This window comes from Rhodomicrobium lacus (assembly GCF_003992725.1).
Classification (GTDB): Bacteria; Pseudomonadota; Alphaproteobacteria; order Rhizobiales; family Rhodomicrobiaceae; genus Rhodomicrobium; species Rhodomicrobium lacus.
This window is the reverse complement of sequence record NZ_RZNF01000012.1, coordinates 1,007,845-1,028,666: the sequence shown is the minus strand read 5'-3', so window position 1 is coordinate 1,028,666 and position 20,822 is coordinate 1,007,845. Positions and strand designations below refer to the sequence as shown.

Genomic DNA, 20,822 nt, shown 5'->3' with positions numbered 1-20,822 from the left:
CGGATATTAAGCGGTCGCTGCCGCGCCGGCAGTAAATTCTTGCTTTTCCGCCAGTTCTTCGAGCAGATCCGCGAGATTCTCCACAGCTCTGTAATTCGCCAGCGAATGCGCGCTGGTTGCAGCCCGCACGAGCGCAGTCGGATCTTCGAAAAGACGACGGACAGTGCTCGCGAGAATTTCCGGCGTAAGCGTCGCCTGCGGGAAACACCAGCCTGCCCCAGCCGCTTCCATGCGGGTGGCGTTTTCGAGCTGGTCGTTATCCTTCGCGTGAGGCAACGGCACCATGATCGCGGGCCGCCCAAGTGCGCACAGCTCGGCCACGGTCGTCGCGCCGCTGCGCGCCACGATGAGGTGCGAGTTTGACATCTTGCTAGGGAGATCCTCAAAGAATGTCGCAAGTTCGGCGGCGATGCCGCATCCCTCATATGTATCGAACACGCGATCGATGTCTTCCTGGCGGCATTGCTGCATTACGAATAGGCGGTCGCGCATCTGATCGGGCACAAGCTGCAACGCCTGCGGCAAAATGTCTGAGAAATGACGCGCGCCCTGGCTGCCGCCGACGATCAGGAGATTGAGCTGCGCCTGGCTCGACGGCGGACGGTAGGGAATGGCCTTCAGCGCGAGCACGGACTGGCGCAGCGGCGAGCCGGTGACGCGCGCCTTTTGCAGCAGGCGCCCTTCGAGGTATTTCGTATTCTCGAACGAACAGGCGATGGCCTTCACCATCGGCGCCAGAAAGCGGTTCGCTTGCCCCATCACGGAATTCTGTTCGTGGATCGCCGAGGGAATGCCGCGGCCCATGGCCGCGAGCAAGGGCGCGAGCGTGGGATAGCCGCCGAAGCCGATGATCGCGCGCGGCTGCGCTTCGCCCATGATGCGATACGATGCCTGGAAGCCGTGGCCGAGCACGCCGAGAGTCTTCGTTGCCTCAATGGGCGAATGGCCTTTGAAAGTGGCGGCAGCGACCTTGTAAACCTTGCGGGCCGGGAATTCTGCGCCGAAGACGGTTCCGCGCGTATCGGTGATGAGGTCCACCTCGTAGCCCCGGCGTGCGAGTTCCTCGCCGAGCGCCTGCGCAGGAAAGAGGTGGCCGCCGGTTCCACCGGCCGCCAGCATGATCGAACCGCGGCTCATGAACGCGTCTCCCTTCCGGATGTCACCGTGACGCCCAAGGGGGGCAGCACTTGGGCAGAGTATTTGAACACCGATCTTCTCGTCAGGGCAACGATCATGCCCAATGTCACGGCCGTCGCAAGGAGCGATGAGCGGCCATAGGAAACAAACGGTAGCGTGACGCCCTTCGCAGGGATCAGGTTGAGGTTAACAGCCATGTTCACCAGCGCCTGAAATCCGAAAAGCATCACGAGACCTGCCGCAGCGAGCCGGATGAAGACATCGCTTTCGCGAAATGCGGCCGTTAAGGCTTTCCAGACGATGAAGGCATAAATCGCGACCAGAAAAAGGCAGGCCGCGATGCCCATCTCCTCGGCGATGGCAGCGAAGACGAAATCGTTGTGTGCATCGGGCAGCCTGCCCTTTGCGAAGCCCTCGCCGAACCCGTGGCCGAGCCAGCCCGCGTCGCGGAAGGCGTTCATCGCCAGCACCGTTTGCAGCGACTCGGTCCCGCCGCCCGCGAAGCGGTTGATGCGCGACATGAAGTGCGGCATCGTGAAATAGGCGGCGATGAGGCCGACGGCGGCGAGCCCGAGGAAGATTGGGGCGAACCGGAGCGAATAGCCGGACAGGAAGAACAGCGCACACCACACCGCCGCGACGATGATCGTCTGCCCCATGTCGGGCTGAAGCACGAGCAGCGCGACGAATGCCACGAGTGTCAGTCCGGCCAGTTCGAGCGCTGGCATGTCCTGCCGTTTTACGCTTTCAGAAAAAAGCCAGGCTGAGAGCACCACGAAACCCGGCTTCGCGAACTCGGACGGCTGAAGCAGCACGCCGCCGAGGTTCAACCAGCGCACGGCGCCGTTGCGCTCCATGCCTTGCAGCAGTGCAAGCGCCATCAGCAAGAGCCCGACCCCGAACATGATCAGCGCGAGGCGTTTGACCTGCTGTGGATTGGCCAGCGAGACGATGAACACGGTCGCGAGCGCGGCTATCATGCCGAGCGTATGCCGTTTCACGAAATAGAACGGTTCGAGCTTGAGTTTCTGCGCGATGTATGGGCTCGCCGCGAAGGAGGCCGCAAGACCCGCTACGGCGAGGATCAAAATCAGCGCAAGGAGCGTGCGATCGACCGTGATCCACCAGTCGGTGACGACGGCGCGCTCCGCGCGGCTGAAGCTCATGCCGCCTTTTCCTTCGCGGGCGCGGACAGGGCTTCGACGGCCACGCGGAAGGCATCGCCGCGAATTTCAAAGTTGGGATACTGGTCGTAGGAGGCGCAGGCGGGAGACAGCAGCACGACCGCATCCTCGCCGCCGTCTTGCGCTGCGGCGTCGGCTGCGGCTTCCGCCACCGCGCGGTCGAGCGTGCCCGCCATCGACACCGGCACGCGCCCGCCTATGGTCCGCGCGAACTCCTCCGCCGCGACGCCGATGAGATATGCCTTTTTGATGCGCGGGAAGAACGGCGTCAGCGGTTCGATGCCGCCCGCCTTCGGCTTGCCGCCCGCGATCCAGTAGATGTTGGTGAAGGAGAGCAGCGCGCGCTCGGCGGCATCCGCGTTGGTGGCCTTCGAGTCGTTGACGAACAGCACATGGCCGATGCGGCGAATTTCCTGCATGCGGTGGGCGAGACCGGGAAAGCTCTTCAGCCCCTCGACGAGCGTGGCCCACGGCAGGCCGAGGCTGCGCGTCGCGGCGAGGGCGGCCGCGGCGTTCTGCGCGTTGTGCGCGCCCCGCAGCGAACCGATGCCGGACAGCGAAGCGCGGTTCTGAAGCGCCCCGTCCGTGACCTCGAACAGGCCGGAGCCTTCGCCGTAAATGCCGGTCGCGACGGGCTTCGTCGACGAGATGCGAAGCGTCCGCACGCCGCGCGCCGTCGCGCGCTCCGCGATGGCGTCGCACAGCGCGTCGTCCGCGCCGATCACCGCAGTCCCTCCGCCCGTCATATTGGCGAACAGCGTCTCCTTCACGGCGGCGTAGCCTTCGAGGCTGCCGTGGCGGTCGATATGGTCCGGCGTGATGTTGAGAAGAATGCCCGCGTCCGGATCGAGGCTCGGCGTCAGGTCGAGCTGGAAGCTCGACAGTTCGAGCACGTAATGCTGGCCGTCGACGAACGGCGGGAGGTCGAGCACCGCCTTGCCGATGTTGCCGCCGCAAACTGACGTGCGGCCCGCCGCATTGAGCAGGTGGTTCGAAAGCGCCGTGGTGGTGGATTTCCCGTTCGTGCCGGTGATGGCGATGACCGGGCAGTGCGCACCAGCGCGCCTGCGCTCGCGGAAAAAGATCTCCGTGTCGCCGATGATCTCGATGCCGTTCGCTTGAGCGAGCTTCACCGTCCAGTGCGGCTCGGGATGCGTGAGCGGCACGCCCGGCGCAAGCACGAGGCTGTCGAAAGCGCGCCAGTCGATCTCGCGCAGGTCTTGCACCGGCAGCCCGGCCGCCTTCGCCGCATCGCGCCCCTTCTCGCCGTCGTCCCAGACAATGGTCTCAGCGCCGCCCGCAATCAGCGAACGCGCCGCCGCAAGCCCCGACATCCCCATGCCGAAGACGGCGACCTTCCGGCCCTTGAACGAGTGCGCTTCGATCATGTGCGTTACCTCAGCTTCAGCGTGGCCAGCCCGACAAGGGCGAGGATCACGGCGATGATCCAGAAACGCACGACGACGGTCGGTTCGGCCCAGCCCTTCTGCTCGAAATGGTGATGCAGCGGCGCCATTCGGAAGACGCGTTTGCCCGTCAGCTTGTAGGAGAGCACCTGCACGATCACGGACGCCGTTTCGAGCACGAACAATCCGCCGACGATGGCGAGCACGATCTCATGCTTCACGGCCACCGCGATGGAGCCGAGGAGGCCGCCGAGCGCCAGCGATCCGGTGTCGCCCATGAAGATCATGGCCGGCGGCGCGTTGAACCACAGGAAGCCGAGCCCCGCGCCGAGCAGCGCGCCGCACACGACCGCGAGTTCGCCCGCGCCCGGCACGAAATGGATCTGCAGATATTCAGAAAAGATGCGGTTGCCGACGAGATACGCGATAAGCCCGAAGGTGGCCGCCGCGATCATCACCGGCACGATGGCGAGGCCATCGAGGCCATCGGTCAGGTTCACCGCGTTGCCCGCGCCCGTGATCACGAAGACGCCGAGGACCACGAACAGCACCGGGCCAAGCTGGATGACGACGTCCTTGAAGAACGGCACGGTGAGGCTCGTCGAGATCGATGGAGCGGTGGCAACCATGATCGCGTAAGTTGCGACAGCTGCGATCAAGAGTTCGAGCGACAGTCGAAATCGCCCGGAAAACCCGGACGTATTGCGCTTCGTCACCTTCAGATAGTCGTCGTAGAAGCCGATCAGGCCGTAGGACAGGGTGACGGCAAGCACGATCCACACATAAGGATTATATGGATTTGCCCACAAAAGCGTTGCTACGCACAGCCCCAGCAGGATCATGAGCCCGCCCATGGTCGGCGTGCCCTTCTTCGAGAAATGCGACTTGGGACCGTCCTCGCGGATCGGCTGGCCCTTGCCCTGCCTGACGCGCAGCGAGTTGATGAGCGACGGCCCGAGGAGAAACACGATGAGCATCGCCGTCACGACAGCGCCGGCCGTCCGGAAGGTGATGTACCGGAACAGATTGAAGACAGGCGCCTGGTTGCTCAGTTCGGCCAGCAGATAAAGCATGCAAATGTCCAACCTGGGAATGTGCCCGCCAGCGCGGCGAGTCGTCCCGCTTCAAGTTTTGCGCTCGGCTCTTGCCGCTCCGGTCCATCCGGGTCGGGGCCGATCCGTGGCGCCGCGCGATCATGCGATCAGGCGCCGTGTTTCGTGTCCATTCGGCGGGCTCCGCATCCGATGTCGCCGCCGAAGTGTGAACCTCCGCCCGGCTAGCCGCTCAAGGATGCGAAACGCGTCCTGAGCGCTTCCGCGATCGGTCCCATGCGGCTGCCAAGCGATCCCTTGATCATCACGGCATCGCCTCCGCGCACGGCATCGAGAACCGCCTCGCGAAGATCCTCCGACACGCTGGCCCATCCGCCGCGCTTTCCCGCGGGCAGATTTTCATGCAGGTTTGCCATCAAAGGACCGGCGCAGAAAACGAGATCGATGCCATTCGAGTCAACGGCGCTTGCAAGAGAGGCGTGAAATTGTGGCGCGTCGTGGCCCAGCTCCAACATATCTCCGAGCACGGCGATGCGCCGCCCGTAGCGCGTGGACGAAACCTGACCCAGCACGTCGAGGGCGGCCCGCATCGAAGCCGGATTGGCGTTGTAGCTTTCATCGATGACGAGCAGCGCGCCCTGTGGCGTCTCGAAACTGGCGCTTCTGCCACGCCCTTCGGGAACTTCAAAGCGGGCAAGCGAGGCTGACGCGGCTTCGACATCTCCACCCAGAAGCGACACGCCCGCGAGCGCCGCGACGGCGTTCTGCGCGAGGTGTCGTCCGGGTGCGGCGAGCGCGAACGTGACGGGCTGATCGAAAATGTCGGCCGTGACCACGGACCCTTCCTCCGTGCGCTCGAAGCTCACGAGGCGCGCTTCCGCTTTCGGGCTCTGCCCGAACGGCACGATGCGCATACTCTTTTCGCGGGCGAACGCCGCCAAGCTTTCAAAATGCGGATTGTCGGCAGGCAGGATAGCCGCCCCGCCTTGCTCCAAGCCTTCGAAGATTTCGGCCTTCGCGCGCGCGATCTCGGCTTCGGATGCGAAAAACTCGATGTGGACCGGCGCAACCCAGGTGACGATGGCCACGTTCGGTCGCACGAGCTTCGTAAGCGGCACGATCTCGCCCGCGTGGTTCATGCCGATCTCGAACACGCCGAAGCGCGAGGATGCGGGCATGCGTGCGAGCGACAGCGGCACCCCCATGAAATTGTTGTAGGATTTTACCGACGCATGCGTGGGGCCGCTCTCGGCCAGCATCGCGCGCAGCATCTCCTTCGTGGTCGTCTTGCCGACGCTGCCGGTCACGGCTGCGATGCGCGCATCGGTGCGTGCGCGCGCGACGCGGCCCAGTTCTTCGAGTGCCGTGAACGGGTCGTTCACGCGGAAAAGCGGCTCGTCGGGGGCCAAGGGCACCTGCGGCGCGTAGTCGCGAGAGACGAGCGCCCCCGCCGCGCCGTTATCGAAGGCCGCAGTGATGAAGCGATGCCCGTCGGAGCGTTCGCCCTTGATCGCGACGAACAGGTCGCCGCGTTCGACGGTGCGGCTGTCGATGCTGATGCCCGAGACGGCGACGTCGACGGCGGGCGGCGTTATGTCGAGCGCGCGCGCGATCTCCGCGCCCGTCCAAAGCGGTTCGGTGGCTGTCTGCTCAGCCATGGCTTGCTCTCCGTTCGCCGATATGCGCGAGCGCGGCGGCGACCGCCTCGTGATCGGAATAGGGAATGACCTTTGCGCCGACGATCTGCCCCGTTTCGTGGCCCTTGCCCGCGACGAGCAGCACGTCGCCCCGTTCAAGATTGCCGATGGCCGTGGCGATGGCGTCCGCGCGTCCGTCGATCTCGGTCGCGCCCGGTGCGGCGGCCATGATCGCAGCGCGGATCTCGGCAGGTTCTTCGCTGCGCGGGTTATCGTCGGTGACATAAACCACATCGGCGTTGGCGGTCGCCGCGCGGCCCATCTCGGGGCGCTTGCCCCGGTCGCGGTCGCCGCCGCAGCCGAACACCACGTGCAGCCGCCCCGTCACGTAAGGGCGGAGCGCTTCCAGGGCCTTCACCAGCGCGTCGGGCGTATGGGCATAGTCCACGAATATCGGCGCGCCTTCGGCCGTCTCGCCGACATAGTCGAGCCGCCCCTTGGCGCCGCGCAGCGTTTCCAGCGCCTCGAAGACGCCGCCCGGCGAACTGCCGAGCCCGAGCGCGAGCCCCGCCGACACCAGCGCGTTCGACACCTGAAACGCGCCTGCCAGCGGCAGCAGCACGGTGAAGAGGCGCCCGCGATAGATGATCGAAAGCCGCTGGCGGAAACCGTCGCGCTCGACGCCCTTCAGGCAAAGCGCCGCGCCGTGTTCGCCCACGGTCATCACGTCGAGCTTCCTCGCCCGTGCCGCGCCCACGACGTCGTCCGCGTGATCGCCGTCCGCGTCGATGACTGCGGGCGCGCCGGGGGGCAGGAGGTTGCGGAAGAGGCGCATCTTCGCGTTGAAATAGTCTTCGAAGGATGGGTGATAATCGAGGTGATCGCGGGTGATATTCGTGAATGCGCCAGCCGAGAAGCGCACGCCGTCCAGCCGGTGCTGGTCGAGGCCGTGGCTCGATGCTTCGAGCGCGAGATGCGTCACGCCCTCGTTCGCGAGATCCGCCAGCGTCTTGTGCAGGACGACAGGATCGGGCGTCGTATGCGACAGGGGCCGCTCGCCCGCATTGGTGATGATGCCGATGGTGCCGAGGCTGGCTGCATCGTGGCCCGCCGTCGCCCATATCTGCCGAAGGAACGCCGCGACCGATGTCTTGCCGTTCGTGCCGGTGACGGCGGCTATCGTGTCGGGCTGGAAGCGGTAGAAGCGCGCGGCGAAAAGCGCGAGCGCCTGTCTCGGCTCGGCGGCGCGAAGGACCGGCACGGACAGCCCTTCGGCATTCGCCGTCTCGCCCGCAAGCACGGCCACGGCGCCGGCTGCTTCCGCCGCCTTCGCGTAAGCCATGCCGTCCGCCTTCGTCCCCGCAAGCGCCGCGAACAGCGTGCCCGGCCTGACCTGGCGGCTATCGGCGGTAAGACCAGAAATCTCGAGGGTCGCCGCTGTACTGGTATCCGCCGTCAGACCGCGGGCCGCCACGCTCGTCACGGTATCCGTATGCGGGAGGCTGCCGCGGCTGGGAGTAAGCGGAATATCCTTGATCAGATCCGCCAGTTTCATAACGATTCTTCCGGTATGGCGCGCGGCGCGCGTCGTAGGGCGCCGGCTGTTCATAGGAGGTCGCGGCCGCTTCGTCAAACCGGGGAGTGGGCAGAATGTCGAGCATGGGAGCGATGCGCTTTATGATGGCTCCGGCTGTGGGAGCGGCATTTTGCGACGACTCGTTGCTCCTGCTTCCCGCTTCCGCGTGAGGCTCGTCGATCGTGATCATGACGAGATATCGAGGCTGGTCGATCGGAACCGCCGCCACGAAGCTGTTGATAACGTCCGAGGAATAGCGCCCCTCTTTCACCTTGAGCGCCGTTCCCGTCTTCCCTCCCACACCCAGACCCTGAACGGCAGCCTTGCGCCCCGTGCCCCGTTCCACGACGGCGCGCATGAGATCGCGCATCGTGGCGCTCGTCTCCGGCGATATCACGCGCTGCGGCTCGTCATTCGCGTTCTTTTCCGAAATCAGGAACGTCGGCTTCACCCGTTCGCCGCCGTTCACGAGAGAAGCCATCGCGGACGCAAACAGGAGCGGCGGCACAGCGATGCCATGGCCGTACGCCACCGTTGCCACGTTCACGGGCCGCCACATCTTCGGGAAAACCGGCGTCGGCGACGATCCCGCCTCCGTATCCAGCTTGTCGAACAGGCCGAGCGACTTCAGGAACGCCTGCTGCTTCTCTCCGCCGACCGCCAGCGCGATGCGTGCCGAGCCCGTGTTGGACGAGTGGATGAAAATGTCCTCCACCGAGTAGGTGCGGCGGCTTGCATGCGGGTCGCGCATGGTGAAGCGGCCGAGCTTGAACGGCGTCGCGTCGAAAATCTCGTAGCGGGTCGCGACGCCCTGATCGAGCGCCATCGCGATGGTCAGGGACTTGAACACCGAGCCGAGTTCGTAAACATCGGTCACGACGCGGTTTTGCCGGTTCTGTCCGGCAGCCTGCTCGCGGCGGTTCGGGTCGAAGTCGGGCAGCGACGCCGACGCAACCACCTCGCCATTTCGTACGTCGAGCACGATGCCCATGGCCGCCTGGGCATTGTAACGCTCCATGGCTTTTGATAGCTCGTCGGTCAGAGCATGTTGCACGCCAAGATCGAGCGAGAGCTTCACAATGGGACGTTCGGCGAGCGAGGTCGGGGTCAGCTGCGTGCCCAGCTTCTGGTCGATGTACCACTCAACGCCGCTCCGCCCCTCGTTATCGACATTCGTGATACCGAGAATGTGAGCGGCGACGTTTCCGGCGGGATAGACGCGCTGCACGGTCGGCATGAGTGAAAGCGCAGGGATGCCGAGCGCGTGCGCGGCTTCTGCCTGCTTGGGCGTCAGCCCGCGCTTGACGTATTCGAAGCGGCTGTTCTTGTCGCGGAACTTGCGAGCGAGCGCGCCCTGGTCGAGATCCGGGAACAGTGCGACGATCTTTTCGGCGGCATCGTCCGGGTTCACGATCTGGCTCGGGTTCGCCACCAGCCAGTAAACGCGGATGTCGGTCGCGAGCAGCCTGCCATTACGGTCGACGATATCCGGGCGACCTTTCGCGAGCGCGACGGGCGCCGATTGCGAGGACAGCGAAGGCATCTCGCTGGGCATCATGCCGTAGCGCGTTATCTGCACGGAGAGCGCCAGAAAACCAGCCGCGAAGCACGCGGCCAGCAGCCGTTGCGCCTGCCGCGCGTTCTGCGCGGCACGCTCCGCGCTTTCAGCGCCGCCAATCCTGCGGCACAGCGAGGCCAGCGTCACCATGGGCTTAACGCTCTCCCGAGACCGCCGCCTGAAGCGAGGTTTTTTCGATAAGCGCCGCGATACCATCCTTGCGAACCGGCGTGGCGAAGGAGGAGGACGGCTGCACGCTTACACCGGTAACTGTGCCGGTGACAGCGCTCCATGCCACGAGCTGCTGCGAGGAGATCGGTTCGAGCTTGAGCGTCTTCTTCGCCATCTCCTCGATGCGTTCCGGGCGCGAAAGATAGCTCACCTCCGCGCGCATGAGCGCGAGAAAATCGCTTTCGTCCTGAAGGGCGGTAATAAGTTCGCGCGCATCGGTTTCGAGCGCGCGCGTCTTGATCTTCAGGTCGTATGTGTAGGCGAACAATCCTACGAGGCAGCCGAAGGCGAGAAGACAAAGTGAACGCATAACGGTGATCCCTGCGCGAGCGTAGCCTGATAGTGCACGGGGGCCGTAAATTTTTCGTACAAGGAAGGTTAACAAGCTGCTTCGTGGACGGGAGACGGGCCAGCCTGGGACGGGCGCGATGCAGGTCAGGCGACCGAGTAGGCCCGGCGCGTCAGCGACTGGTCCAGCAGCTTCTGCGCGAGAAGCACCGCCGTTGCCGCGCTGTCAGCCGCGCCGTCCGCGCCCACGGTCTTTGCGTGATGCGGCGCGTCCTTGAACGCGGCACCGCCGACCATGATGGTGATCGAGGGGTTGCAGGAGTGCTGGCGGATCGCCTTGATGGTGTCTTCGATGACGTCCAGACGCGAGTCGCAACTGAGAGAAATGCCCGCGACGGCGAACCATTCCGCGTGAACGGCCTTGATGACGGTTTCGAGCGACGCGCCCGCCTCGGAGCGGACATGCCATCCCGCCGCGCGCATGAACTTCTCGACAACCGCGAGGCCGAAGCGATGCTGCTCGCCGGGCGCCGTAAGCGTGACGACGCGGCGCATGTCGCCCATGGCCGGGATGCTGTGCGTGTCGTTGAACACCGCGAGCAGTTCCTGAAGACGCGCGACGCCGAGCGTCACATCGAGGAAGTCGCAGCGGTCTTCGTCCCACATGCGGCCGAGATGGCGCGCGGCAGGTTCGAGAAGTTCCGTGAAGAGCACATGGAGAGAGAGGCCACGCCGCTTCACGCGCTGCATGTAGGTGTGCGCGGCCTGCATGTCCGGTCCGAGCACGAGAAGCGCAAGTTCCTCGATTTCCGCATGCGTCGGCGCGAAGGGCTCGCAGGCACAGGGCTTGAGCACTTCATGATGGATCTGAATGAGCCGGGGAATGATTTCCTGGGCAATTACGGACGCCAGGCGCTTCTGGCGTTCCTGTGCATCGGAAATGGAAGCTGAGGGGGGTGTGGAACGTGAGGCACCAGAGAGATTACCAGACGGAAAAAAAGCAGAACCAGAAATTCGCTCTACGTTCCTCATGAACCGTTCCCCTCCACCCGACAGTTTTTGGTGACGGTGAAATCACATTTTAGTGATTACACGATCGTGAAAGCTTTTCGAGACAGAAACGTCATTTGCGACAATAAGTCTAGCCATCAATTTTACAGATCGCCAGTCCCATGTCGTCTCGACGAGACTCTCTCGCTCAAGCTTGGAGTAAGTCCGTAACGCTCGACGAGCGTCCAGACATGCCCGGGCACCATGTTGTGAATGCGTTTCGGCAGTTTTGCGCGAAGATGAAGCACAGTCTCGACCGCTTTCATCTCGACGCGTGCGCGGGCGAATTCGAGTCCGCGCGGGCCGACCTTCGGCATCAGCCAGCCGGCTATCGGGCGTGCCCAGTTCGGCATGCTGCGCATCGGCAGCCCGCCCGCCGCAAGTTCCGTGTTCTTGAGAAAGCCTTTCACCGGGCCTTCGCGCTTGCCGGCCGTGCCCGGCTCCGAAAGCGAAACCTCGTCGCCGAGAAGCCTCAGCAATTCTTCGCCCGTCTCGTTGCGCACGATCAGCCATTGCTGGCCTTGCCCGGCCATGTATCCGACCGTGATGTCGGCGAGCGAATTCGTGTAATCGACGCACGTCCGGCAGGTCAGCGGGAAGAAATCGGCGGGAAGCTTCGAGATCGGCAGCATGAGGAACGGAATTTCCTTCACCTTGCCGTTTTGGAAGCGCAGTTCGACATGGTAATCAGCCCGAAATTCCAGATAGGTAATTGTTTCCGGTTTATCGGACAGCAGGTTTAAGAATTTGTGAAAATTCTCGGTCGTCGTGTTGTCCGAACACGGCGTGCCGATGGCATAGACGCGCTCGAAGCCGAGGTCGCGCTCGATCCCGCGCAGCGCGTAGATCTGGCATGGCACGCCGATGACCGCGATGCGTTTGTGGCCCGCTTCTCGCGCCGGTTCGAGCAGCGCGAGCAGCGGCGCGTATCCCATGCGCATGCCGCGCGCCCTCGCCATGTCGGCGGCGCGGGTGATGAGCGCGGGCTTCGGACGCCAGCGGTCGGCGTCGTCCGCGACCATGGTCAGCACCGCATCGACCGCGCCGCTTTCGAGCAGGCGCTCGCCGATGCGGGTGGTGATGCCGGTCCATTGCGCCCCCTCGCGCGGGCGCTTCATCGCGGCGCGGGCCATGCGCTTGTAGGGGCCGAAAAACCGCTCGTCCTCGCGAAGCGGATTGCGCGCGCGGCCATGAACATGCGCTTCCATCTTTGGATAGTCGGGCTTGATGAACTGGCAGGCGCGCCCGCAGCGGCGGGGATCGGAAGAGCGCGAGACGCCGCAATCGGTGCAGAGATCGCGCGGCAACGCTTCGGCCACTTCGGGCGACCAGACGCTTGGCGTTTTGGCCTCTATCATCGATCAAGCCTGCTTATGCTGGTGAGGGCGTCACGAATAATCGCCCTGCCTTGAGATGTCGAGGGAAATTGCGCCGCATGGCGTTTAGGCGCGCGGCACTGCGAGCTTGCACCGCAGACGTGGCGCATATTTGCTATGGAGCCTTTGCCCGCCGAATTACCGGTCCCCGCCTGAGGTCGGCCGACAACATTTGCATTCGTTAGCGGCACGCTTGCGAGCAAATGCCCGGATCGAAAGATCCCCGCCGCGAGAACGCCAGCGCAGCGCAACGAGAAGATCGCACCGACATGTCCCGAAACGTATCGATGAAATCGAGGAATAGAGCGAAACCGGCGTCAGAATCGCAGCCCATTGCAGGGCCTCGGCAACCGATTTCGCGCCGTCGAGAAAAAATGCCAGTCGGCCTGTAAGCCGGGTTCTGTGCCGGCGGATTGTTCCGCCGCGATGGCCATTCATCTGGGACGCGCGTTGCCGCGCGCCTCAAGCAACCAACCCGGACGGCGATGCGGAAACGCATTCCGCCGCGAGCCGAAGCCCGCGAGCCGTGCCGTCCCTATTCGGTTTTGCTCCCGGCGGGGTTTACCTTGCCGCGCCTGTTGCCAGCCGCGCGGTGCGCTCTTACCGCACCCTTTCACCCTTGCTGCATCGGAAGCCCAATCCTGAAGCCGAACGGCCTCAAGCTGCGCAGAAGCGCGATGGGCACAGGATGCAGCGGTTTGCTTTCTGTGGCACTGTCCCTGGGGTTGCCCCCGCCGGACGTTATCCGGCGCCGTGTTTCCGTGGAGCCCGGACTTTCCTCCATTCACGCACTCACGACCTCTCGGCCCATAAGGAGCGCGCGAACAGCGGCCATCCGGCCAACTGGCCCTTTACCTATTGGGGTGAATGGCTGCGGCGTCAAGAGCGATGATGGCAATCACCTGCGCATGACAACCGCGAGGCATTGCAATTCTCAAGGCTGCTGCGTCAGGTTGTGTAAAATACTGTTAACAAGCCATAAGTGCACCTTGTATGCCAGGTGTCATGTCTCTAGAAGGGCAGAATATCCGAATTCCTCTTTTATGAGCGTAGGACGGGCATGGACGGAACTTCTGGCGAAATCTTTCACCTGATCCTGATCAAGCCCACGCATTACGACGATGACGGCTACCCGATCCAGTGGCTGCGCTCCGCCATCCCGTCGAATACGCTAGCCTGCCTCAACGGCATCGCGGAAGACTGCAAGGCACGCGCGGTGCTCGGAGACGATGTCGAGCTTTCCATCGCGACTTACGACGAGACCAACCGGCGCGTGCGGCCGGACGCCATCATCAGCTCGATAAAGCCCGGCGAGAAGGCTCTTGTCGCCATCGTCGGCGTGCAGACGAACCAGTTTCCCCGCGCGGTCGATCTCGCGATGATATTCCGCAAGGCGGGCCTGCCGGTCGCCATCGGCGGCTTCCATGTCTCGGGATGTGTTGCGATGCTGCCGGAGCTGCCGGCCGACATCCGCGCGGCGCAACAGCACGGCATCAGCCTTTTCGCGGGCGAGGCGGAGGACGGGCGCTTCGACATCGTGCTGCGCGACGCTTACGAAGGCGCGCTGCAACCGCTTTACAATTTCATGTCCGACCTGCCGGACATGACGCATCAGCCCCATCCCATGCTGCCGCGCGAGCATGTGCGGCGGACTCTCGGCGTCACGTCCAGCTTCGACCTCGGCCGCGGCTGCCCGTATCAGTGCTCCTTCTGCACGATCATCAACGTGCAGGGCCGCAAGAGCCGCTTCCGTTCGCCGGACGACCTCGAAGCCATCATCCGCGAGAACCACGCCCAGGGCATCCATCGCTTTTTCATCACCGACGACAATTTTGCGCGCAATCGCAACTGGGAAGCCCTGTTCGACCGCGTCATCGCGCTTCGGGAGCGCGAGCGCATCAAGGTGAAGTTCACGATTCAGGTCGACACGCTCTGCCACCAGATCCCGGGATTCGTGGAAAAGGCCAGCAAGGCGGGCGTGTCCCGCGTCTTCATCGGCCTCGAAAACATCAACCCGGACAGTCTGCTCGGCGCGAAAAAGCGACAGAACAAGATCACCGATTACCGCGCGATGCTTCAGGCGTGGAAGAAGCGCGGCGTCGTCACCTATGCGGGCTATATCATCGGTTTCCCGAACGACACGCCCGATACGGTCGCGCGCGATATCGAGATCATCAAGCGTGAATTGCCCGTCGATGTGCTCGAATTCTTCATGCTGACGCCGCTTCCCGGCTCTGAGGACCATCAGACGCTCTATCGCAACGGCGTCTGGATGGACCCGGACATGAACAAGTACGACATCAATCACGCCGTCACCCATCACCCGCGCATGACACAGGCGGAGTGGGAAGAGACCTACCGGGCCGCGTGGCGCTCGTTCTACGCGCCGGAGCACATGAAAACCGTGATGCGCCGGGCCGTCGCCTGCGGCATGAAGCCGGGCAAGGTCATGGTCATGATGTACTGGTTCTTCTTCTCGATCCGGTACGAGGGCGTGCATCCGCTGGAAAGCGGTTATCTCCGCCTTAAATACCGCCGCGACCGGCGCCCCTCACTGCCGCGTGAAAGCTGGCTGACATTCTACCCGCGCTACCTCTATGAAACCGTTCGCAAGCATCTGCTGATGGGCTACTGGATCGCGCGCATGGACTCCTGGCGGCGGCAGATCCTGCGCGATGCGAACCGGAATGCCTATTTCGACCTTGCCCTGCAGACCGATGTTCCGGACGAACTCGCCAGCCTCGAAATGTTCCAGACGACACGCGGGGGCGCAGAGGCCGTCACCAAGCGACGCGGCGAGGACGCGGCGCGGGAGGCGATCAAGGCGCGCGCCGCCGCCGAGTAATGTCCGCCGCCACGACATTGCGACGCGGTGCTAAATCGGACGCGGCATGCCTTTGCAGGCTCTTATTGTCGATCAGCGTCCCGGCATCGGACTCGGTTCGACGCAAGTGCACCCCGTTCTTAGCGGGGTGGCCCTCGTTACGCCTTTAGTGGAGCGAATTTGACATTTGAGTTCCGGTTGCTGCGAACTCTCGCTCAAATCTCAAATTCAAAAGCTCCACTAGAATCATGATGTTGCTCGTGGTCCTTTCGATTCCGACATTTGCTCGCAAGCGTGCTGCAAACGGATGCAAATGTCGGAATCGGATCATTAGCGACCCCAGCCATTCGAATAGCCGGAACGTTGGCCGTTGGACGAGCCCGAACCGTAGAGATTACGGTTCGGGTCGATCCAACCTTCGCGCCCGGTGTACGGGTTCACATTCCCTTTGGTGCTGAAATTGTCGTTGAGATTATTGTTCGGCCTCGTCTGGTAATGCGGCTCGACGTAGGTGCCGTCATTGCGAGTGTAACCTCGCACGTACGTATCTGCGGCGAAGGCTGCGGATGAGACCGAAAGGGCAATAAGGCTTGTGAGTAAATGGCGCATATCTGAAAAACCTAGGCAATAAAAACCAGACAAGTTTCTTTACCCTTTTTTGCGGCTAAACGCAAGCCTTGCCTTTTCACGGCGCCCTCGTTCACGCCGATCTGAGCGGACAACGCCGCTGCTCCACCCATCCGGGCGCGCCGAATCAGTTAATCTTCTGCAAACGGAGGGCACAAATGGCGAACTTCAATACGCATCTCGCCGTGGCGGCGGTCGGCAGCGGGCTTTGCGCAACGGTCGCGCTGGCGGGAAACGCAGCGCCGAACAACTACCTCCTGACGCTGACCCTCGCGGGCACCATCGGCGGCATCCTCCCCGACATCGACCTCGAAAAGGCGATCCCTTCGCGCATCCTGTTCTCGGCGCTGGGCGTGATCGCTGCTTTCATCGCGCTGTTCTCGCTCGAAAAGCACTATTCCATCGCGGAACTCTGGATCGTCTGGCTCGGCGTGTACGGCGTTGTGCGGTACGGCGTTTACTGGATTTTCCACGCCCGCACGCGCCACCGCGGCATTTTCCATTCGCTGCTCGCGGGCGGCTTCTTCATGGTGCTGACGGCGGTGATCTTCGCCCGCATTTTCGGCGAACCGGCCGCGCTCGCGTGGCTCACCGGCCTATTCGTGCTGCTCGGCTTCCTTATCCATCTCGTGCTCGACGAGCTTTATTCCGTCGATATCGAGGGTGCGCAGATCAAGAAGTCCTTCGGCACCGCGCTGAAGGTCGTGGATCGCAAATCGTGGCGCGCATCGGCGATGATGGGTGTCGCTTTCGGCGCAGTGGTGGCGGGCGCCCCGCCCTCGCGGGAATTCGAGGACATCATGGCGCCGCCGACGGTGCTCACGTTCCTCAAGGAGCGGATGCTGCCGAAGGGGAACTGGTTCGGCATCGAACTGCCGAAGTCGGTAGGAGCAGAGCCCGTCAAGACGGCGGCAGACCTGAAGACGTCCGTGGCCCCTTGAAGCTCAGCGAAAGCCCTGTTCCTTCGCCTTGAGCGCGTCGGCGAGGCGCGCCGTGGCGGAGCCGGGCTTTGCGGGTTGCTGCTGGCTTTCGTGAGGCGACCAGCCGCACAGATAGATGATCTCGAAGGTGGCGCGGACGCGGCCATCGACGCCCGCGAAACGCTCGGCGTAAATCGCGGCGGCGCGAAACAGCGTGTCGCGTCGCATGAAACGCCGGGAGCGGGCCGCGAGAGGGTTCGCCGCGCCCATCGCCTTCAGGTCGCGCATGAGCGCAAGCGCATCGGCATAGGTCACCGTCAGTTGCTCGGAATCGGCAACCGGCAGCGCGAAGCCCGCGCGCTGGAGAAGTCCGCCCATGTCGCGCAAGTCGGCGGTTGGGAAGACGCGGGGCGACACGCCCCCCGCCGTTTCGGTTTCCGCCTGCATGAATGCCTGGCGCAATTCGATCAGCGTGTCGCCGCCAAGCAGCGCGGCGAGGAACAGGCCGTCCGGGCGGAGTGCGCGGCGGATCTGGATCAGCGCTCCGGGTAGATCGTTCGCGAAATGCAACGACAGCGCCGAGGTGACGAGGTCGAACGCGCCTTGCTTCAGCGGCAGCGCCTCCGCATCCGCGACCGCCGCGGGCTTCGGGCAGGCTTCAGCGAGCGACAGCGTCGGCGCAAGAGAAAGGGGCGCTGGGCCGGGGAAGCGCGCGGCAAGCGTGCGGGCCACGACGCCGTGATGAGCGCCGACATCCGCCACGCGCGCGAATTCCCGCCTTATCCCGCCGAGCCGATCCGCAAGCTCCTCCGCCGCGTGCCGGATGAGGAAATCCGACGCGGGAAGCGTGCCGCTTGCGCGGGCCAGCGCGCGGCGAATCTGGTTCCGGTCGAAAATTCCGGGACTGGTCAATGCGTTCGTCCGGGATTACTGTCGATTTCAGACAAATTCATTCTTCCCTGCATTCGATGTTTAAGCCCGTTGCCCGTTTCGCCGCCGAAAGCCTGCGCTATTCGGCGGAACTCATTCTGCCTCCGGTCTGCGTATCATGCGCCGCACCGGTCACGCGGCACAACCTTCTTTGCGCGAAATGCTGGGGCGGCCTCGTTCCAATCACGGCGCCCTATTGCGGCAGGCTCGGCATCCCTCTTCCCGGCTATGATGGCAGCGGGCCGCATCTCTCGGTTCAGGGTTTCGCCGATCCACCGATTTTCGACCGTGCACGAGCGGCCTGCGTTTACGGCGGCGTGATTCGAAAACTCGTCGTGCGGTTCAAGTTCGAGGATCGGCACGAGCCGCTGCCCCTGTTTCTCCGCTTGATGCGCGATGCGGGGCGCGACCTGCTGGCCGACGCGGACATCATCGTGCCCGTGCCGCTGCACCGGTTCCGGCTCCTGCAACGCCGCTTCAATCAGTCGGCGCTGCTCGCGCAGGGACTGTCGCGCGCGTCCGGCGTTCCGGCTTCGGTCATGGCGCTTAAGCGGACGAAGCGGACGAAAGCGCAGGTCGGCCTTCAGCATGACGCGCGCCGCGCGAACGTCGCGGAAGCGTTCGCCATCAGTGCGGACCGGCGGCGCGCCGTAGCGGGAAAGCGCGTGCTGCTCGTGGACGATGTCATTACGACCGGAGCGACCGCAAATGCTTGCGCGGCGGCGCTTCTCGCGGCGGGGGCGCGGGCAGTCGACGTTCTCGCCGTGGCACTCGTCTGGCGAGGTGCTCCCGCTTTCCTTGACGAAGGCGAAGATGTGCTTTAGCTCACGCTCCCGGCTCTGGACCAGCGGCGCTTTGCACACCATCTGCTTGCGGGTCTGAACGCCAGGAAACACATCATGCAGCCAGTGACCATCTACACCACGCCGTCCTGTCCCTATTGTCGTCGCGCCAAGGCCCTTCTCGCTCGCAAGGGCGTAACCTTCGAAGAAATCGACGTGTCGGATCGGGCGAAGCGCGCCGAAATGTCGGACCTCGTCGGCGGCCGCACCTCGGTTCCCCAGATCTTCATCGGATCGCGACATATTGGCGGATGTGACGACCTTCATGCCTTGGATGCGAAAGGCGAACTTGATCCTCTGCTGCAAAGCTGAGCAAAATAGACTGACATTTTAAGGAGCAGGCAAGAGCATGGCCGAAAGAGATCCGTTTCGAGTGGGCCTCGTCCAGATGCGGACGGGGAAAGACGTTCGAGATAATCTTCTGGAGGCGGAAGCGCTGATACGCGATGCGGCACGCAAGGGCGCGCATTATATCCAGACGCCGGAAAATACGCTTTTGATGGAGGTGGACGCGCCCCACCTCCTCGCAAAGATCGCTCCCGAGGCCGAAACGGAAGGCGTGGCACACTTCGCCCACCTGGCGAAAACGTTGCGTGTGTGGCTTCACATCGGTTCCATCGCGGTGAAGATCGGCGACGACAAGGCGGCGAATCGCGCGTTTCTGTTCACGCCGAACGGCGATATCGTGCTTCGCTACGACAAGATCCACATGTTCGACGTGGATCTGCCGAGCGGCGAGACATACCGCGAGTCCGCCACCTTCATCCCCGGCGCCCGCGCTTATGTTGCGCAGCTTCCGTGGGGCGCGCTCGGCGTCGCCACCTGCTACGACATCCGTTTCCCAGAGCAGTTCAAGGCGCTGGCCCAGGCGGGCGCGAAATTTCTCACCGCGCCGTCGGCCTTTACGAAAGTCACGGGCGAGAAGCACTGGCATACGCTTCTTCGCGCTCGGGCCATCGAAAACGGCTGCTTCGTTTTCGCCGCCGCGCAGGCTGGCCGTCACGCAAATGGACGCACGACCTTCGGGCATAGCCTGATCATCTCGCCCTGGGGGGAAATCATCGCCGAGGGCGACACCGATCCGGGCGTGATCGTCGCGGACATCGATCCGGCGGAAGTGGACAGCGTGCGTGCCCGCATTCCGGCGCTTGATCACGCGCGCGACTTCGAGGTCAGCGTGGTGCAGATGCCGAAGGGCGCCACACTTCAGGCGATCGGCTGACGCGCGTCTTCATGAATGACTGGCGCGCCTTCTTCGGTCTTCTCGCGTCGCTCGGCATTGCGTCCGACACAGTGGAGCACGAGGAAGTGCACACGGCGCAGGGGCTCGCGGACCGTGACGTGTCGCGCTGGGAGTTTCCGGTCAAGAATATCGTGGTCGAGGACAAGGCAAAGCAGCTTTACCTCGTCACCATGCATCTGCTTACGCCGCCGCTCGATCTGAAGGCGCTTGCGAAACAGCTCGGCGCAAACGGGCGCTTCTCCTTTGCCTCGCCGGAAACGATGGGGGCGGCTTTGAAAGTGCTGCCGGGAAGCGTCACACCGTTCGCGCTGGTGAACGATACGGAGCGGCGCGTCCTGCCGATTTTCGACGAACGCATGCGCGTGGCGAGAACGGTCAGCGCTCATCCGCTCGTCAATACCATGACGACGACGATCGCGATGGACGGCCTGATGCGGCTCCTTCGCGTAAACGGGCACGAGCCGCGTTGGTGCGAACTTCCTCTGAAGGCTCCGCCGGAGGAACCCTGAGTTCGCGCCAGTCCACCTCGGAGACGCTTTTCGTGACGGTTAACGCGGGTTCGGCGACGGGCGCTTCGGGCGCCGCAGCGTCGCCCTTGATGAAGTCATACCCGCAATTCACGCAAACGCGGTTCGGCACGGGCAACGCAGCCCGGACGCCATGCTCGGCGTGCATCGCATAGGCCGAGACATCGCAGCGCGGGCAGCGGAAGGCGAAAAGGAAGACGACGTGAATGATTGCCGCGATCCAGAGCAGGAAGAAAAGCGTCAGAACGTCGATCACCGACGCATATGACATCAGAAGGGCGCCGAGAAAAAGCACCGCCGGAAGCGCCAGTACCACCCTGAAGAACCGGACCCGGACCAAGCTCGTCTCCATCGGTCAATTCGGATACAGCTTTAGCAGAAACCGGTTTCTCTTTTGGTCCTGGACACGGAAGG

General features: G+C 63.6%; 18 protein-coding genes and 1 other RNA gene. 6 read left to right on the top strand and 13 right to left on the bottom strand.

Annotated features, from left to right (window positions below; translation table 11 throughout):
• Positions 1-6 precede the first annotated feature (6 nt).
• From murG to rnpB, 11 genes are all read right to left on the bottom strand, one after another.
• The gene (gene murG, locus EK416_RS14245; RefSeq protein ID WP_127078614.1) at positions 7-1,137 is read right to left on the bottom strand and encodes an undecaprenyldiphospho-muramoylpentapeptide beta-N-acetylglucosaminyltransferase; all 1,131 of its coding nucleotides are present in this window, start codon (positions 1,135-1,137) and stop codon (positions 7-9) included.
• Positions 1,134-2,303: an FtsW/RodA/SpoVE family cell cycle protein gene (locus EK416_RS14240; RefSeq protein WP_127078612.1), complete on the bottom strand. Its 1,170-nt coding sequence runs from the start codon at positions 2,301-2,303 to the stop codon at positions 1,134-1,136. The genes murG and EK416_RS14240 overlap by 4 nt, the downstream gene beginning before the upstream one ends.
• On the bottom strand, positions 2,300-3,709 hold the full coding sequence (gene murD / locus EK416_RS14235) for a UDP-N-acetylmuramoyl-L-alanine--D-glutamate ligase (RefSeq protein ID WP_127078610.1): 1,410 nt from the start codon (positions 3,707-3,709) through the stop codon (positions 2,300-2,302). Before murD ends, EK416_RS14240 begins: the two co-directional genes overlap by 4 nt.
• Positions 3,710-3,714: 5 nt before the next feature.
• Positions 3,715-4,800 carry a phospho-N-acetylmuramoyl-pentapeptide-transferase gene (gene mraY, locus EK416_RS14230; protein WP_127078608.1) on the bottom strand — a complete coding sequence of 362 codons (1,086 nt, stop codon included), beginning with the start codon at positions 4,798-4,800 and terminating at the stop codon, positions 3,715-3,717.
• Between the two features lie 203 nt (positions 4,801-5,003).
• Positions 5,004-6,437: a UDP-N-acetylmuramoylalanyl-D-glutamyl-2,6-diaminopimelate--D-alanyl-D-alanine ligase gene (locus EK416_RS14225; protein WP_127078606.1), complete on the bottom strand. Its 1,434-nt coding sequence runs from the start codon at positions 6,435-6,437 to the stop codon at positions 5,004-5,006.
• Positions 6,430-7,890 (bottom strand): UDP-N-acetylmuramoyl-L-alanyl-D-glutamate--2,6-diaminopimelate ligase, encoded by a 1,461-nt coding sequence (locus EK416_RS14220; RefSeq protein WP_127078604.1) that lies wholly within the window; start codon positions 7,888-7,890, stop codon positions 6,430-6,432. The genes EK416_RS14225 and EK416_RS14220 overlap by 8 nt, the downstream gene beginning before the upstream one ends.
• A complete protein-coding gene (locus EK416_RS14215) occupies positions 7,817-9,700 on the bottom strand; it encodes a peptidoglycan D,D-transpeptidase FtsI family protein (protein WP_127078602.1) in 1,884 nt (627 codons plus the stop codon). Before EK416_RS14215 ends, EK416_RS14220 begins: the two co-directional genes overlap by 74 nt.
• Before the next feature lie 4 nt (positions 9,701-9,704).
• Positions 9,705-10,091, bottom strand: a complete 387-nt coding sequence (gene ftsL, locus EK416_RS14210) for a cell division protein FtsL (RefSeq protein ID WP_127078600.1) — start codon at positions 10,089-10,091, stop codon at positions 9,705-9,707.
• 125 nt (positions 10,092-10,216) lie between these two features.
• A complete protein-coding gene (locus EK416_RS14205) occupies positions 10,217-10,924 on the bottom strand; it encodes a cobalamin B12-binding domain-containing protein (protein ID WP_164730038.1) in 708 nt (235 codons plus the stop codon).
• A gap of 299 nt (positions 10,925-11,223) precedes the next feature.
• The gene (locus EK416_RS14200) at positions 11,224-12,477 is read right to left on the bottom strand and encodes a Coenzyme F420 hydrogenase/dehydrogenase, beta subunit C-terminal domain (protein ID WP_127078596.1); all 1,254 of its coding nucleotides are present in this window, start codon (positions 12,475-12,477) and stop codon (positions 11,224-11,226) included.
• Between the two features lie 391 nt (positions 12,478-12,868).
• Positions 12,869-13,342: RNase P RNA component class A (gene rnpB, locus EK416_RS14195), an RNA gene on the bottom strand.
• Between the two features lie 213 nt (positions 13,343-13,555).
• On the opposite strand from rnpB, the gene EK416_RS14190 reads away from it, so the two are divergent.
• Positions 13,556-15,340 (top strand): B12-binding domain-containing radical SAM protein, encoded by a 1,785-nt coding sequence (locus tag EK416_RS14190; RefSeq protein ID WP_127078594.1) that lies wholly within the window; start codon positions 13,556-13,558, stop codon positions 15,338-15,340.
• A gap of 309 nt (positions 15,341-15,649) precedes the next feature.
• Here EK416_RS14190 and EK416_RS14185 read toward each other — a convergent pair whose 3' ends face one another.
• Positions 15,650-15,859: a hypothetical protein gene (locus EK416_RS14185; protein ID WP_181952143.1), complete on the bottom strand. Its 210-nt coding sequence runs from the start codon at positions 15,857-15,859 to the stop codon at positions 15,650-15,652.
• A gap of 245 nt (positions 15,860-16,104) precedes the next feature.
• On the opposite strand from EK416_RS14185, the gene EK416_RS14180 reads away from it, so the two are divergent.
• A complete protein-coding gene (locus EK416_RS14180) occupies positions 16,105-16,887 on the top strand; it encodes a metal-dependent hydrolase (protein ID WP_127078593.1) in 783 nt (260 codons plus the stop codon).
• A gap of 3 nt (positions 16,888-16,890) precedes the next feature.
• Here the strand turns inward: EK416_RS14180 and EK416_RS14175 are convergent, their stop codons facing one another.
• Positions 16,891-17,778, bottom strand: coding sequence for a methyltransferase domain-containing protein (locus tag EK416_RS14175; protein WP_127078591.1), 888 nt, complete (start codon positions 17,776-17,778; stop codon positions 16,891-16,893).
• A gap of 56 nt (positions 17,779-17,834) precedes the next feature.
• Between EK416_RS14175 and EK416_RS14170 the strand changes: the two genes are divergently transcribed.
• The 4 genes from EK416_RS14170 (at position 17,835) to EK416_RS14155 (ending at position 20,390) form a co-directional block, all read left to right on the top strand.
• Positions 17,835-18,620: a ComF family protein gene (locus EK416_RS14170; RefSeq protein WP_127078589.1), complete on the top strand. Its 786-nt coding sequence runs from the start codon at positions 17,835-17,837 to the stop codon at positions 18,618-18,620.
• Positions 18,621-18,695: 75 nt separating this feature from the next.
• The gene (gene grxC / locus EK416_RS14165; protein ID WP_127078587.1) at positions 18,696-18,950 is read left to right on the top strand and encodes a glutaredoxin 3; all 255 of its coding nucleotides are present in this window, start codon (positions 18,696-18,698) and stop codon (positions 18,948-18,950) included.
• 37 nt (positions 18,951-18,987) lie between these two features.
• Complete coding sequence (locus tag EK416_RS14160; RefSeq protein ID WP_127078585.1) at positions 18,988-19,860, top strand: carbon-nitrogen hydrolase family protein; 873 nt, start codon at positions 18,988-18,990, stop codon at positions 19,858-19,860.
• A gap of 11 nt (positions 19,861-19,871) precedes the next feature.
• Entirely contained in the window at positions 19,872-20,390 is a 519-nt protein-coding gene (locus tag EK416_RS14155; protein ID WP_127078583.1) for a prolyl-tRNA synthetase associated domain-containing protein, read from the top strand.
• Positions 20,391-20,822 lie beyond the last annotated feature (432 nt).